12 protein-coding genes and 2 pseudogenes are annotated in these 13,906 nt (G+C 60.7%); 9 read left to right on the forward strand and 5 right to left on the reverse strand.

What is annotated here, in order from left to right; genetic code table 11:
- Nucleotides 1–240: 240 nt before the first annotated feature.
- Nucleotides 241–1,638, reverse strand: a complete 1,398-nt coding sequence (locus ACZ9BX_RS00440; protein WP_476214932.1) for an MFS transporter — start codon at nucleotides 1,636–1,638, stop codon at nucleotides 241–243.
- Nucleotides 1,639–1,776: 138 nt separating this feature from the next.
- Here ACZ9BX_RS00440 and ACZ9BX_RS00445 point away from each other — a divergent pair, with 138 nt between their 5' ends.
- The 7 genes from ACZ9BX_RS00445 to ACZ9BX_RS00475 all read left to right on the forward strand — a co-directional run bounded on the left by ACZ9BX_RS00445 (nucleotide 1,777) and on the right by ACZ9BX_RS00475 (nucleotide 8,252).
- Complete coding sequence (locus tag ACZ9BX_RS00445) at nucleotides 1,777–2,208, forward strand: winged helix-turn-helix transcriptional regulator (RefSeq protein ID WP_027510082.1); 432 nt, start codon at nucleotides 1,777–1,779, stop codon at nucleotides 2,206–2,208.
- 14 nt (nucleotides 2,209–2,222) lie between these two features.
- Nucleotides 2,223–3,299, forward strand: a complete 1,077-nt coding sequence (locus ACZ9BX_RS00450) for an Ldh family oxidoreductase (protein ID WP_476214934.1) — start codon at nucleotides 2,223–2,225, stop codon at nucleotides 3,297–3,299.
- 113 nt (nucleotides 3,300–3,412) lie between these two features.
- Nucleotides 3,413–4,162, forward strand: a complete 750-nt coding sequence (locus ACZ9BX_RS00455; protein ID WP_476214936.1) for a FadR/GntR family transcriptional regulator — start codon at nucleotides 3,413–3,415, stop codon at nucleotides 4,160–4,162.
- 23 nt (nucleotides 4,163–4,185) lie between these two features.
- Entirely contained in the window at nucleotides 4,186–5,160 is a 975-nt protein-coding gene (locus tag ACZ9BX_RS00460; RefSeq protein ID WP_476214938.1) for a sialic acid TRAP transporter substrate-binding protein SiaP, read from the forward strand.
- Nucleotides 5,161–5,222: 62 nt separating this feature from the next.
- Nucleotides 5,223–5,795, forward strand: a complete 573-nt coding sequence (locus tag ACZ9BX_RS00465; RefSeq protein WP_132564255.1) for a TRAP transporter small permease — start codon at nucleotides 5,223–5,225, stop codon at nucleotides 5,793–5,795.
- A 4-nt stretch (nucleotides 5,796–5,799) separates the two neighbouring features.
- A complete protein-coding gene (locus tag ACZ9BX_RS00470; protein ID WP_476214941.1) occupies nucleotides 5,800–7,206 on the forward strand; it encodes a TRAP transporter large permease in 1,407 nt (468 codons plus the stop codon).
- Between the two features lie 14 nt (nucleotides 7,207–7,220).
- Nucleotides 7,221–8,252, forward strand: a complete 1,032-nt coding sequence (locus ACZ9BX_RS00475) for an L-idonate 5-dehydrogenase (protein ID WP_476214943.1) — start codon at nucleotides 7,221–7,223, stop codon at nucleotides 8,250–8,252.
- Here ACZ9BX_RS00475 and ACZ9BX_RS00480 read toward each other — a convergent pair.
- Nucleotides 8,249–8,527, reverse strand: a pseudogene (locus ACZ9BX_RS00480) (dihydrodipicolinate synthase family protein); the annotation flags it as partial. The gene ACZ9BX_RS00475 and the pseudogene ACZ9BX_RS00480 overlap by 4 nt on opposite strands.
- Nucleotides 8,487–8,900, reverse strand: a pseudogene (locus ACZ9BX_RS00485) (ABC transporter substrate-binding protein); the annotation flags it as partial. The pseudogenes ACZ9BX_RS00485 and ACZ9BX_RS00480, both read right to left, overlap by 41 nt.
- A 145-nt stretch (nucleotides 8,901–9,045) precedes the next feature.
- Between ACZ9BX_RS00485 and ACZ9BX_RS00490 the strand changes: the two are divergent.
- Entirely contained in the window at nucleotides 9,046–9,513 is a 468-nt protein-coding gene (locus ACZ9BX_RS00490) for an RrF2 family transcriptional regulator (protein ID WP_476214945.1), read from the forward strand.
- Nucleotides 9,514–9,517: 4 nt separating this feature from the next.
- Here the strand turns inward: ACZ9BX_RS00490 and ACZ9BX_RS00495 are convergent, their stop codons facing one another.
- Nucleotides 9,518–10,594 carry an acyl-CoA dehydrogenase family protein gene (locus tag ACZ9BX_RS00495; protein ID WP_086998172.1) on the reverse strand — a complete coding sequence of 359 codons (1,077 nt, stop codon included), beginning with the start codon at nucleotides 10,592–10,594 and terminating at the stop codon, nucleotides 9,518–9,520.
- A gap of 225 nt (nucleotides 10,595–10,819) precedes the next feature.
- Between ACZ9BX_RS00495 and ACZ9BX_RS00500 the strand changes: the two genes are divergently transcribed.
- Nucleotides 10,820–11,557 carry a metallophosphoesterase family protein gene (locus ACZ9BX_RS00500; RefSeq protein ID WP_476219853.1) on the forward strand — a complete coding sequence of 246 codons (738 nt, stop codon included), beginning with the start codon at nucleotides 10,820–10,822 and terminating at the stop codon, nucleotides 11,555–11,557.
- On the opposite strand, the gene ACZ9BX_RS00505 is transcribed toward ACZ9BX_RS00500, so the two are convergent.
- A complete protein-coding gene (locus ACZ9BX_RS00505; protein ID WP_476214947.1) occupies nucleotides 11,558–13,906 on the reverse strand; it encodes a polysaccharide biosynthesis tyrosine autokinase in 2,349 nt (782 codons plus the stop codon).

Here is a 13,906-nt window from a genome sequence, read left to right on the forward strand (position 1 = left end):
CTGCAGAACGCCTCCCATTCCGGACACGCGCGATTTACCGAGCCGTCGAGTTCGATGGAGTGCTGGGAATACCGGCTGGACTTCCCCCGGCATCTGCAATCGCCGATACGCGATCCGGATCCGTCCGAAGAGATTTTGCTTCGACCAGAGCGGTGTTGCCTTTGGCTCGGAGGATCATCTGCTTTCGGTGGACGTTCGATGCGATTGATGGCCGCGACTGGAGCCACGGCCGTCTTGCGTTCAGGATGGCATGGCCTGATCGCAGGGCACACCGCAGCGGCGCCTGATGCCCGTGGCAGTGATCAGCGCGCCGGCCACGGCGGCTGCGACCGGGACGATTAGCGCCGTCTGAAGCGATACCAGCCGCGCTTCAGCAGATGTAGAATCGCCAAGAGCATAGGCGCCGATGGCACTTGCACCCGAAAGGCCGAGGGCTGCGCCGAACTGGAAGGCGGTATTGACCAGCCCGCCGGCCAGCCCCTGTTCGTCTTCACGAATGCCGTCGGTGGCGGCGATTGTCAGCGGGCTGTAGGCGATCGAGAAGGCCAGTCCGAGCAGCAGCATGCTTGGGAAGATCGCGGCATATGTCCAGTCGAGTTCCATCCGCAATAGTAATGCATACGAGACGGCGGCAAGAACGAAGCCTCCGAAGATGACGCGGTCGTTTCCGAAGCGATCGACAAGCCTGGGCGTCAGGATGGGAGCGACGACCGCGTCGATGCCGATCACCAGCATCGCAATGCTGGTCTGCATGGGTGTCCAGCCAAGCAGTTCCTGGAGATAGAGTGTCGCGATAAACTGGAAGCCGAAGAATGATCCGGCGAACAGCAGTGCTCCGAGGTTCGACCGGAGGAGGGATCCGGAGCGGAATATTCCGAAACGCACGAGCGGGGAAGCGGACCGGCGCTCGATGAGGACGAAGGCAAGCCACAGCGTCGCACTCGCTCCGAACACGCCGAGCGTCCATGCCCAGTTCTGGTTCGGATGTTCGAGGCGGGTCACGCCATGGACTGCAAGCAGCATCGCCGCCGTTAGCGCGACAGCGCCAGGGATGTCGAAGCGCTCCTTGGCGGTTGCAGACTGCTTGTCGGCGATGAGCCTGATCGCGGCCGCAAACGTGAGGAGCGCGAGGATGACCGGCGCAAAGAACACCCAGCGCCAGTCGATCGCGGCGAGCAATCCGCCCAAGACAAGCCCAAGCGAGAAACCGGCGGAGGCCGTGGATGCGTAAATGGTCACTGCGCGGTTGCGCTGAGGGCCTTCCGGAAAATTCGTCGCGACAAGCGCCAGGCCGGCCGGTGTCATGAATGCCGAGGCGGCGCCCGTGACAAAGCGAGCGAGAAGGAGCATCCAGCCTTCCGTGGCAAGGCCGCCGAGGCCCGAGAATGCAATGAAGACGGCAAGTGCGGAAAGGAAGACCCGGCGCTTGCCGAAGATGTCCGCAGCGCGGCCGCCGAGCAGCATGAAACCGGCGTAACCGAGCACATAAGCGCTCACCACGCCGCTCAGCGTGGTTGTCGTCAAATTAAGATCGGACCGGATTGCCGGAAGCGCGATATTCAGCATGGCGACATCGATGCCCTCAAGAAAGATTGCCCCGCAGAGGACGATCAGCGTGGCTGCGGCACGGGGCGTCATAGGTGCAGCGCCTGTTTCAGGGGATGAAACGGTTGTTGACATAAAGCATGATCCTTCGTTGACGATGGAGGAACAGTGACTTTTCGTCAGCCAGTTCCCTCTTGTAACTGTCAAACAATAAGGCCATGATCCGGCGCTATGAAAGAAGGCACTTTAAACTCACCGAGTAACCCTTGCAGCACCGAGGCGGATTACGAGGTCCTGCAGTGGGACGCGCGCGAAGGCTGCGAGGTACGGCAAATCCTCGATCGCATCGCCGACAAATGGTCGCTGCTGGTGATCGCGCTGCTGGAAAAGCGCACGCTGCGCTTCACCGAATTGCGCAACAGCATCGAAGGCATCAGCCAGCGCATGCTGACGACCACCTTGCGCAACCTGGAACGCGACGGAATTATCGAGCGGACGGTCTATCCCGTCGTGCCGCCGCGCGTTGAATACGCCCTGTCGCCCCTCGGCTGTACTCTGCACGAAACCATCCAGGCGCTGGTGGGGTGGACGGAATCCAACCAGGCTGAAATTCTGGCGGCCCGAGCCCGTTATGACACTAAGGCAGCCAGCGAGCGCTGGTGAAAGGTAATTTGCCGATGCCGACTGAACGTCCGACTTCGCCTGTAAGAGCGAGGCTTGCTTCCATCGATCGCTTCTGCCGCGCCGTCTTCATTGCAGCGGGTACTGACGAGGCTACCAGCGATGGAGCGACGCGCGCGATGATGCATGGAACGCGGCTCGGCATCGACAGCCATGGCGTCCGGCTGTTGCCGCACTATGTCAGGGGCTTGACCGAAGGCCGCATCAACCGGCAGCCGAAGGTGGCGCTGGCTTCGGCATTCGGAGCGGTCGGTGTGCTCGAGGCCGATAATGGCCATGGAGGGCTTGCTACTTTCGTGGCGATGGATCATGCGATCGAATTTGCGGACCGTTACGGCATCGGGGCCGTGGCCATCCGCAATTCCTCGCATTTCGGGCCTGCCGGTGCCTATGCGCTCGAGGCGACCCGGCGGGGCTTCATCGGCTTTGCCTTTTGCAATTCCGACAGTTTCGTCCGCTTGCATGACGGTGCGATGCGCTTTCACGGCACCAATCCGATCGCCTGCGCCGTGCCTGTCGTCAACGACAATCCCTGGCTCTTCGACATGGCCACCAGCGCGGTGCCCTATAACCGCGTTCAGCTTTACAGGAGCCTTGGCAAGAGCCTGCCGGCCGGTACGGCTTCGGATAGCCGCGGCCACGATACCACCAACCCGGAACAAGCCGACATGCTGGCGCCGCTTGGCGGTGAATTCGGGTTCAAAGGTGCGGGGTTGGCGGGAATTTCTGAAATCCTCAGTGCTATCCTGACCGGCATGAAATTGAGCTTCGACATCGCGCCAATGCCCGGCCCGGATTTCTCGACGCCGCGGGGACTCGGCGCGTTCGTGCTCGCGATGAAGCCTGATGCTTTCCTGGATAGACACAGGTTCGACGCTGCGATGACGCGCTATTTGGAGACGTTGCGAAGTTCGCCGGCCCGCGATGACCTGCATGTCATGGCGCCGGGCGACCGCGAATGGAACGTTGCCGAGGACCGCGAGACGAATGGTGTCCAACTCGACCCCGCGACAGCGGAATGCTTTGCGGCGCTTGCCGCGCGTTACGATCTGAAACCGCCGTTCGGCCCATAGGGCCTGTTTCTTGCGGCGGATTGACGCATAGGAAGATCAATGTTACCAACGGATGAATTGGTCAGGCCACTTGGCCAATTGTGCGTTTGAGGAGAAACGCGCCAGGGAGGCATATGTTTTCAGCTGTTGAATCGCGCCGCCTTTACAGGCAGGTGGCGGACCAAATTCGCTCGATGATCGCGACTGGCGAACTGGCTGTTGGCCAGCGCCTTCCGCCCGAGCGCGAACTCGCCGAAAAGCTGGCGGTCTCGCGCCCGACCATTCGCGAAGCTTTGATAGTGCTGGAAGTAGAAGGGCTCGTGCATATCCGGATGGGCTCGGGAATATATGTCGCCCGGAAGCACACCATTCAGCCCGCTCAGCCGGAGCGCGAACCGTTCGAAGGGCCTTTCGAGCTGCTGCAGGCCCGCGCCATCATTGAATGCGCGATCGCCGAAGAGGCTGCACAGCGTGCGACGCCCAGCCACATTGTCGTGCTCGACGAGAATCTGCAGCAGATGGCAAGCGTTGTCAGCGACACCAACGCGGCGCTCGCCGTCGACCGAGCCTTCCATACGGCAATCGCCGGGATCGTCGAAAATGCCGTGCTCATTCGCTTCACCGGCGAAATCTACGATCAGCGCATGACGCCGTATTTTGAGAAGCTGGCGAGCCATTTCGAGGGACCGGATTCCTGGACGTGGGCGATGGAGGAGCATCGCGCCATCAGGAATGCGATCGCAGCCAACGATCCCGTGGCCGCCAAACAGGCGATGCGGACGCATCTCGACAGATCGCAGAAGAGATTTTCCGAAAGCTTCGGGGAGGAGTTTTTCGGAGAAGACGAAGGCCGCCGCGCGGCCCAGAGGAAAGCAAAGATCTAACGCAAGCTCGGGAGGAAAGAGCGATGAAGATCAGACTGGCTACGATAGTTTGCACGGCAGCCGCCATCATGGCGACGACGGTTGCAGCGCACGCACAGACGGTCCTGAAATGGGCCCATGTCTACGAAACGTCCGAGCCCTTCCACACGGATTCGGTCTGGGCATCCGAGGAGATCAACAAGCGCACCGGTGGGCGCTACAAGATCGAGGTCTATCCCGCTTCACAGCTTGGCAAGGAAGCGGACATCAACCAGGGGCTGAAGCTTGGCACCGTCGATATCATCATTTCCGGGTCGAGCTTTGCCGCCCGCGACTATAAGCCGATCGGCGTCACCTACTTTCCCTATATCTTCCGCGGTCCAGAACATCTGATCGCCTACACCAAGAGCGATGTTTTCAAGCGCCTTGCGCAGGGCTACGAGGACAAGACCGGCAACCACATCGCTGCCGTCAGCTATTACGGCACGCGCCAGACGACCTCGAACAAACCAATCGCGAAGTGCGCCGACATGCAGGGTCTCAAGATTCGTGTTCCCGACGTTCCGGCCTATCTCGCGATGCCGCGGGCCTGCGGCGCCAACACGACGCCGATCGCCTTTGCCGAGGTGTATCTGGCGCTTCAGAACGGCACGGTCGAGGCACAGGAAAACCCGCTGACGACGATCGAGGCGAAGAAGTTCTACGAAGTTCAGAAGAACATCATCCTGACCGGCCATATCGTCGATCACCTGAACACCGTGGTTTCCAAAACCCTGTGGTCGAGCCTTTCCGACGAGGACAAGAAAATCTTCGGAGACGTGTTGCAGGAAGCTGCAGAGCGCACGACGAAGACGATCGAAGGGCGTGAGAACAAGCTCATTGCCACCTTCAAGGAAAAGGGCATCAACGTAACAGAAGTCGACAAGAGCGACTTCGAGAAGACGGTTGCCGAGAAGGTGGCCTTCGAGGACTTCGGCTACGAGAAGTCCGACTGGGAAGCCATCCGCGCTATCCAATAATCGTGACGATGCGGCGCCATCGAGCGCCGCATCCTCCCTTCCGGCAAAAACGGATGTCGCTCATGTCGCAAGAAGTCCACACCCAGATCACCCCCGACGAGATTGCCCACACCTTCGAAGGCGCGGCTCCGACCGCTAAAGCTTCGGACTATGCCCCGGAGGACTGGATCACCCTGATCGTCTTCTGGCTGATGACCGGCTGCGTCTTCCTGCAGTTCTTCACACGTTATGTCTTGAACGACAGCTATGCCTGGACGGAAGAGATCGCCATCAACTGCCTGATCGGCGTCGTCTTCCTCGGTTCGATCATGTGCGTGCGCACCTCGCGCCATATCCAGGTGGACGTGTTCTACCACTATATGCCTGCGGGTCTGGCGAGGGTTCTTGCCACCTTCGTCGATGTCGTCCGCATCGGCTTCTTTGCCTACGCCTGCTATCTGATGTGGCGCTATGTACAGATCGTCGCCGGCGAGGAGATGGTGACGATCGCGCTGCCCCGCAACATCGTCTTCTATAGCGTCTTTGCCGGATTCGTCCTGATGCTGCTGCGCGCCATCATGGTCTCCGTGGCCAATATGCGCCGCGGCTATTCCGTTCTGGAACGGCCCGAGGAATTCCAGAAAATCGAGGATTGATCACATGCTCCTGCTCGTCGGCTCCTTTCTCTTGCTGATGGTCATCGGCGTGCCGGTCGCCATCTCGATGGCGTCCGCCTCGGTGCTCTATATCGTCATTTATGGCGTCGCGCCCGACATCATCGTCGCCCAGCGCATGATCGCCGGCGTCGAGAGCTTTCCGCTGCTTGCCGTTCCCTTCTTCATTCTTGCCGGCAACCTAATGAATTCGGCCGGCGTAACAGGTCGCATCTATTCGTTTGCGGTCGCCCTCGTCGGCTGGATGAAGGGAGGGCTCGCGCAGGTCAACATCATTGGCTCGGTCATCTTCTCCGGCATGTCGGGAACCGCGCTTGCGGATGCCGCCGGCATCGGTACGATCGAGATCAAGGCGATGAAGGACCATGGCTATCCGGTCGAAGCTGCCGTCGGCGTCACCGCGGCCTCGGCGACGCTCGGCCCGATCTTTCCGCCGTCTCTGCCCTTCGTCATTTACGGCATGATGGCGAATGTATCGATCGGCGCGCTGTTTATGGCCGGCATCCTGCCCGGAATCGTCATGACCATTCTGATGATGGTGACGGTGGCCGGCTTCGCCTATGCGCGGAGCTGGGGTTCGGACGCGCCCTTCGATGTGAAGCAACTGCTGTCGGCATCGCTGGAAATCGTCGTAGTGCTGCTCGTTCCCGTCGCGATCTATCTCATGATGCTTGCCGGCTTGTCGATGAACGTGTCGGCCGGCATCGCGCTTGCAGCGCTTCTGGCGCTGGACTGGTATTTCAGTTTTTCCGCCGTCATGGCGCTGATGACGCCGGTCATTCTCATCGGCGGGATGACGATGGGCTGGTTCACGCCGACGGAGGCGGCGGTCGCGGCGGTGCTCTGGTCGCTTTTCCTGGGGCTGGTGCGCTACCGCACGATGACGTTCACAACGCTCGCCAAGGCGAGCTTCGATACGATCGAGACCACGGCCTCGGTCCTTTTCATCGTCACGGCGGCCTCGGTCTTTGCCTGGCTGCTGACGGTCAGCCAGGCAGCACAGCTCTTATCGACGGCGATCCTTTCGATCACCGACAACAAGTGGGTGTTCCTGATCCTCGTCAATCTGCTGATGCTTTTCGTCGGCTGCTTCCTGGATACGATCGCTGCGATCACCATCCTCGTGCCGATCCTGTTGCCGATCGTGATGCAGTTCCAGATCGATCCCGTGCAGTTCGGCCTCATCATGACGCTCAATTTGATGATCGGCCTGCTGCATCCGCCACTCGGAATGGTATTGTTCGTCCTGTCGCGGGTGGCAAAGCTCTCCGTCGAGCGCACGACCATGGCGATCCTGCCTTGGCTCGTTCCGTTGTTCATCGCGCTGATCCTGATCACCTTTGTTCCGTCGATTTCGCTCTGGCTGCCGCAGCAGCTCGGGTTGTTGAAGTAATCACGGAGGTACGCATGCAGACGCGTTTTGCCCGGCTTTACGGACCACGGGACCTGAGGGTCGAGGCGGGCTCGGTGCCGGAACCCGGGGAAGGCGAAGTGCTCTTGCGCATGGCGGTTGCGGGGATCTGCGGCTCCGACCTGCACTACTACCAGGATGGCGGCTTTGGGCCGGTGCGTGTGCGCGAGCCGATCATTCCCGGCCACGAAGCATCCGGCTTCGTCGAGAAGGCGGGCGCTGGCGTGGCCTTGCCTCCTGGCACCCTGGTCGCCGTCAATCCCAGCCAGCCGTGCGGATCGTGCGAATATTGCGAGCGCGGGCAGCCGATCCACTGCCTCGACATGCGTTTCATGGGCAGCGCCATGCGGCTCCCGCATGAGCAAGGCATGTTTCGCCAGTGGCTGGTCGTATCGGCAGTGCAATGCGTTGCCGTTTCCGGGGAGGTCAGTGCCGCCGAAGCAGCCTGTGCCGAACCGCTCGCCGTCTGCCTGCATGCGGCTTCACGCGCGGGCGATATCGCCGGAAAGAAGGTGCTGGTCACCGGCGCCGGGCCGATCGGGTGCCTAGTCGTTGCCGTCGCAAGACATCATGGGGCTGCGGAAATCGTCGTCACCGACCTCGCTGATGCAGCACTGCAGCGCGCAGGCGCCATGGGTGCTGGCAAGACGATCAATGCGAAAGATCAGGACGCGCTGGCGGCATACGAAGCCGGCAAGGGCTATTTCGACCTCGCTTTCGAGTGTTCCGCCGCAGCACCCGCAATCCGCTTTGCCATCGCGTCGGTCAAGCCGCACGGCGCCATCGTGCAGGTGGGCGTGACCGGGGACATCGCCATTCCGTTGAACGCTCTCGTCAGCAAGGAGCTGCATATTCACGGTTCGCAGCGCTTTCATCCGGAATTCGCGGATGCCGTGGCATTGATCACCGACCGGCAGATCGACGTTCGTCCGATCATCAGCCACAGCTTTCCTCTCGATCGTGCCCTTGAGGCTTTCGAGCAGGCCGGTGACCGCTCGGCTGCGTGCAAGGTGCAGCTGGTTTTCTAGGGAGCAAAAAAGAGATCGCCAATTTCCTTGCACGCGATGACGCGCAGCCGCGCTGCCTCCATCTCGTCGATGGAGCGGTAAGGCCACCGCAGCCGTGTTCCGACGGGTCCCAATTGCCGATTGCGCTCAGCAATTTGTCGAGCGCGGCATTCGAATAATCACCGGCTTTCTGGCGCAAGGGGGACGATGTATTCGTCCATGAATCGGCAGATCCGGCGTTCCGGGGCTGATGACGTCAACGGCGCGCGGCACGACGTTGATGCCGACCTGGGCGAGCATCGCCTGCACGGCCTCAAGCACGTTGGTCGCAAGCGGCGTCATGTAAGAGGTCAGAAGCGCGATCGGCTTGGCGCCATTGATCTGATCCCAGCCTGCTTCCTTCAGCAGTTCCTTTGCCTTTTCCAGATCGTGGGCGTAGGTTTCGATGTCCTTCGGCACCAGCCGGTCGGCGGCATAGACGCAATTGGCCGGCATCGCGGCGCCGCCATGCAGGCTCTTGGCGTCGCGATTGATCGCATACGTCACCGCCTGGCGGATGCGGACGTCCTTCCAGATTGGCGAATCGTGGTTGAAGCCCAGATGGTTGACCACGAAGGAGTTGCCCTCGATGACTTTGAAGGATTCGTTGTCCTTGAAGGTTGGCACGTCGCAATGCTAGCCCTGATTTTTAGGGAGAGCCAGAAACTCGAACTTAACCTATATAAATAATAGCTATTTACTGTGCGCTCACGTTTTCGACGCTATCTGTATGGATAGAAGAAGGCACTGCGCGGGTTCTGCGGGGCGATCGAAAATGCTGACTAAAAAGGGAAAATATGGATTGAAGGCACTGGTTGATCTGGCGCGTCTTGCGCCGGGCGAAACCGCCTTCATCAACGATGTCGCCGCGCGCAACAATATCCCGAAAAAGTTTCTCGATACGATCCTTCTGGAACTTCGCAATGTCGGTATCCTGCGCTCCAAGAAGGGGCCGGGCGGCGGCTATTCGCTGTCACGGCCGGCGTCGGAAATCCGCATCGGTCACGTCATCCGCACGCTCGACGGCCCGCTGGCCCCCATTCGCTGCGCAAGCCGCACAGCTTATGAAGCCTGCGATGACTGTTCTAACCCGGAAACCTGTCATGTGCGCCGCTCGATGACCGAGGTGCGAGACGCGATCGCCGATATCCTCGACAACATGACGCTCGATCAATTCGTCGCGAAGGCCGACAACCTTGGCGATGGAGTCGATGAAACGTCGCCGGTTTCCGCCGCGGGCTGATGCTCTAGCGATCCTTTCGCAAATGATGGGCGGCGCGCTGATGAAGAACATCGGCGGATGTTCCCAGCGCGCGGATGCGGGCGTTTCGCCAATGCCGGTCGAGATTGAGGCCGACGCTTGCAGCGTTTTTTCCTGCCAGTTCGAAAGCCAGGGTCGAGGCATTTATCGCCAGTTCGCTTGCGGCAGCGCGCGCGGCGGTGGCGGAGAAATAGGCATCTTCGACCGCCCGGCCGCCAATATTGATCTGCGCGATGTCGAGCTTCCGGCCGGCCCTTTCCAAAAGCGCCGCAACCGTCTCCATGGCGATCGCAAGCTTGCCGATGTCGCTTGCCTGTGCCGCGCCGGCATCCGCGGAAAGAACCGCACGCGCGATCCCAAGATCGACGGCCGCATGCTGCAATTCGCCGATCGCCGACGGCGCAGTCGCGGCAGGCGCGACCGCGTCCGCGTTGACATGCACGTCGCTGGCCACGATGGCGGCTGTGCCGTTGGTGCGCTGCCCAAGGCCGTCCCAATCGTCGACAAACTGAAGGCCTTCGCTGTCGCAGGGGAGGTAAAGCGTGCTCTGATCATCTCCCACCGCAATCCAATCGGCGAAGAGCACCGCGGGCGAAGACGTGCTGCGACCATTTAGTCGATACCCGAGACCGCGGGAACTGACTGCGGCAGTATCGGGGAATACGGTTGCGGCAAAGCGATCGCCGGCGAGCACCCGCGCAAAGAGGGCGCGCTGCAGCTCCTCGCCGGCCTGCTGCCGCAATCCATCGAGCACTGTAAAATGAACTTCGAGAAATTCGCCGATCGAGGGATCGCCTTCAGCGATAATCGCAACGATTTCGGCGAGCAGCGAATTGGTGACGTCCAGCCCTTCATATTCGGGTGGGACCGTGATCGCGCCAAGGCCGGATTGTGAAAGCGCGTCGATTTCTTGATAGGGTAGGATGCGATTGATGTCGCGCTCGCTCGACTGCCGCTGGAACACGGCGGCAAGGCTGCGCGCCGTATTGATTGCCTCTTCCTCGCTTCCGATGCGCTGTGCGACCGGCCGCGTTCGGTCGTGAAATTGCGATACGGTTCCCATCTGTCGTACTCTTGTTCGAAGATGATAGAAGTGATTGATCACAACCGGGATGATAAGGTCGGTTTTTCTACAAAATCAGTATGGTTTGAATTTTCTTGCCAGCTTGATAGAGATGGCCATGCCTGACTATCCCACAAACCCGGCAATTCTCAACGGCGCGACTTTCAGTCAGGCGCAAGATTGATTATGGCTCATCCGTTTGCAGCCGACCAAGAGGTTCCCATGATGCTATCGCTTGCCCGGCAACGCCTTGAGCTCGATCCCGGCGGCAGGCCGATCTATGCCATAGGCGACATCCACGGGCGTCATGACCTGCTGCAGATGGCCGAACATACGATCGTGAAGGATGCAGCACGCCTGCCGGGGCGCAAGCTCATCATCATGCTTGGTGACTATATCGACCGCGGCCCGTCGTCAGCGCAGGTGATCTCGCATCTGATGGGGCCGCCGCCGGAGAATTTCGACCGCATCTGCCTGACCGGCAACCACGAAATCATGATGCTCGACTATATCGACGGGAAGATTTCGTTTTCCGAATGGATGCGCATGGGCGCCGATTCGCTGCTGCGCTCCTACGGTCTCGATGCAGAGCATCTGCCGCTGATCTTCCCGACGGCGGCCAAACTTGACGGCTTCATTCGCCAATCGCTGCCGCGCCAGCACATCGATTTCATGCGGACGCTGCCAATCCTCGTCGACACGCCGGACGTTCTGTTCGTCCACGCCGGGATCGATCCAAATTCTACGATCGAGAGGCAGAGCGACGAGGACCTCGTCTTCATCCGCGAGCGGTTCCTCGACAGCGGCATCCCGCTGCCGAAGCTTGTCGTTCACGGCCATACGCCATGCAACGAGCCGGAGGTCCAGCCGCGGCGGCTTAATCTCGACACGCGGGCCTTCAAGAGCGGGCGGCTGAGCGTCGCTCGCCTGTGGCGAGGCCAAGTTCACCTCTTCTCCACCTGATCAGGCCCCGGCCGACTGCCGCTTTGCCGGAATCTCCTCCGTGTAGTAGCTGACATATTTGTGGTGGTAGCGTTCCGTCCCGCCGAAATTGCTGAACTTGCCGAGTTCCGACATATCCGTTTTGTTGAGGATGACGCCGAGAATCTTCTGCTTTATCTGTGGTTCGGCATTCACGATGTCGCGGACCATGTTGGTCGGCGTCTGGCCCCATTCCGTCACGAACAGGAAGCCGTCCACCTGTGGGGCGAAGGCCTTCGCGTCGATGACCGGCCCGAGCGGTGCAAGGTCGACGACGATGTAGTCGAACATCTTGCGGGCATTTTCCATCAGGTTGAACATGCCCTGCGAGGAAAGAAGCTCACTGGTGTGCATCAGGTTGTCGTTCGAAACGACCGGCAGGATCGCGAGCTTGGTGCGGCTGTCGACCCTGACGGCACTTGCCCACGGCACTTCGCCGAGTACCGCCTCGACGAGACCCTGCTGCGGCGGGGTCTTCAACATGCGCGTCAGGCCCGGGTTGCGAAGGTCGGCGTCGATCAGCAGCGTGCGCTTGCCGCTGGAGGCGAGCAGGGCTGCGAAGTTCGCGGCGGTCGTCGACTTGCCTTCGCCGGGAAGGGCGGAGACGACGCCGATGACGCGGTCGCTCTTGCCCTGGAACATGACGTCGCTTGCAAGCTTGGCGTTGCGAAGCGTTTCGGCAAAGACCGAGCGCGGCGCTTCGAGGACAATGCGCATGATGCGCTCGAAGCTTGCGCCGTCATCCGGCGCTTCCGCGGTCTGTGGTAGCGGGGTCTTGCGCGGCTGGAAGACCTTGCGTTCCTTCGGCAATTTGCCGACCAGCGGCAGATAGCCGAGGAACTTCAGGCCCAGGATAGAGCGAACGTCGCCCTCGACGCGGAAGAAGCGTTCGCGGAATTCCTGGAATGCCGTCAGCGCGCCGCCCGCCATCAGGCCGAGGACGATCGCCAGACCGAGCGTCATCGTCTTCTTGGGGCTCGACGGCGCCGTGGGGATACCGGCTTCGGAAATCACGCGCGCCTTGGCGATCGGGAAGGACTGCTGCTGCGCAGCCTCCTCGTAACGGCCGAGATAGGCTTCATAGAGCGTCTTCAGCGCGGTCGCCCGCTGTTCGAGATCGTTGAGCTTGACGATCGACTTGTCGGACTCAGAGTTCTTTCCGGTCAGGTGCCGGATATTTTCCCGCAGCGACTCCTCGCGAGATTTGGCGACCTCGAACTCGTTGCGGTAGCTGGAGGTAAGCTGCTGGAGCTCTTGGAATATCTGACGCGTCAGGTCTTCCTTTTCCGTGCGGAGCTGCACCGCCTGCGGGTGATCAGCACCGAAATTGGTGGCGATTTCCTGCTCGCGGCGGGTGACCCCGATGTAACGTGTACGGAGGTCCTGGATCACCGAATTGTCGGTCTGGCCTGAGGAAATCGCGGCGTTGTTGACCGCACCTTCCGGACCTTGGTCGACAATCGATTTGAACTGATTGTAACGGGCCGAGGCGCTGGCCGCATCAGCCTGCGCGACGATGAGTTGCTTGTTGAGATCGGCAAGCTGCTGCTCGGACATCAGTTCGCCATTCGCCGACGTCAGGCCGTTTTCCGTCTTGAATTTTGCGACTTCGAGTGCCGCCTGCTGCGAGCGGTCGCGGAGATCGGCAAGACGTTCCTGCAGCCAGACGGAGGCGCGTTCGGTTGCGTCGAAATTCGCGTTGAGCTGGTCGTTCAGATAGGCGTCGGCATAGGCCTTTGTGACCCTTGCCGCCAGCATCTGGTCGGTCGAGCGGAAGGAGACGGCGATCACAGAACTGCGGGAAACGCGTTCCACAGCCAGCGCCTGCTGCAGCATGGCCGCGGCCTTCTGCCGGCGGCCGTTACGTGCATCCCCCTCGGTGACAGGCGGGCCGCCCGGTGTCAGGGCGCTCGCAACGAGCTTCACGCCGGACTTCACGAGCTCGGCCGGCGACATTCCGGGGTTCAGGATGGTGTCGTTCTCCGAGAGGTTCTGGGCGTCAACGACGCTCAGTGCCAACTCGTTCGACTTCAGGATCTCGACGGCGCTCGCGATCTGCATATCCACTTGCTGGGCGCTGGCGGCAGGCGCCTCATCCTCGGCGTATTTGGTCATGCTGTCATCGAGCAGGATCTGCGTCATCGACGTGTAAACGGATGTCGCAAGGATCAGATAGATGGCAGCAAGCGCCACAAACGCGACGACGCAAAGCGCGATCGAACCGGCGCGGCGAAACAGGATCGCAATCAGCCGATCGATATCGATGAAGCTGTCGGAATCGTCGGACGCTTTCGGTACGGTGCTGTGCAGGGTCAGGTTTCGTTGGTTCAT

The organism is Rhizobium sp. USDA 3886, assembly GCF_056279785.1.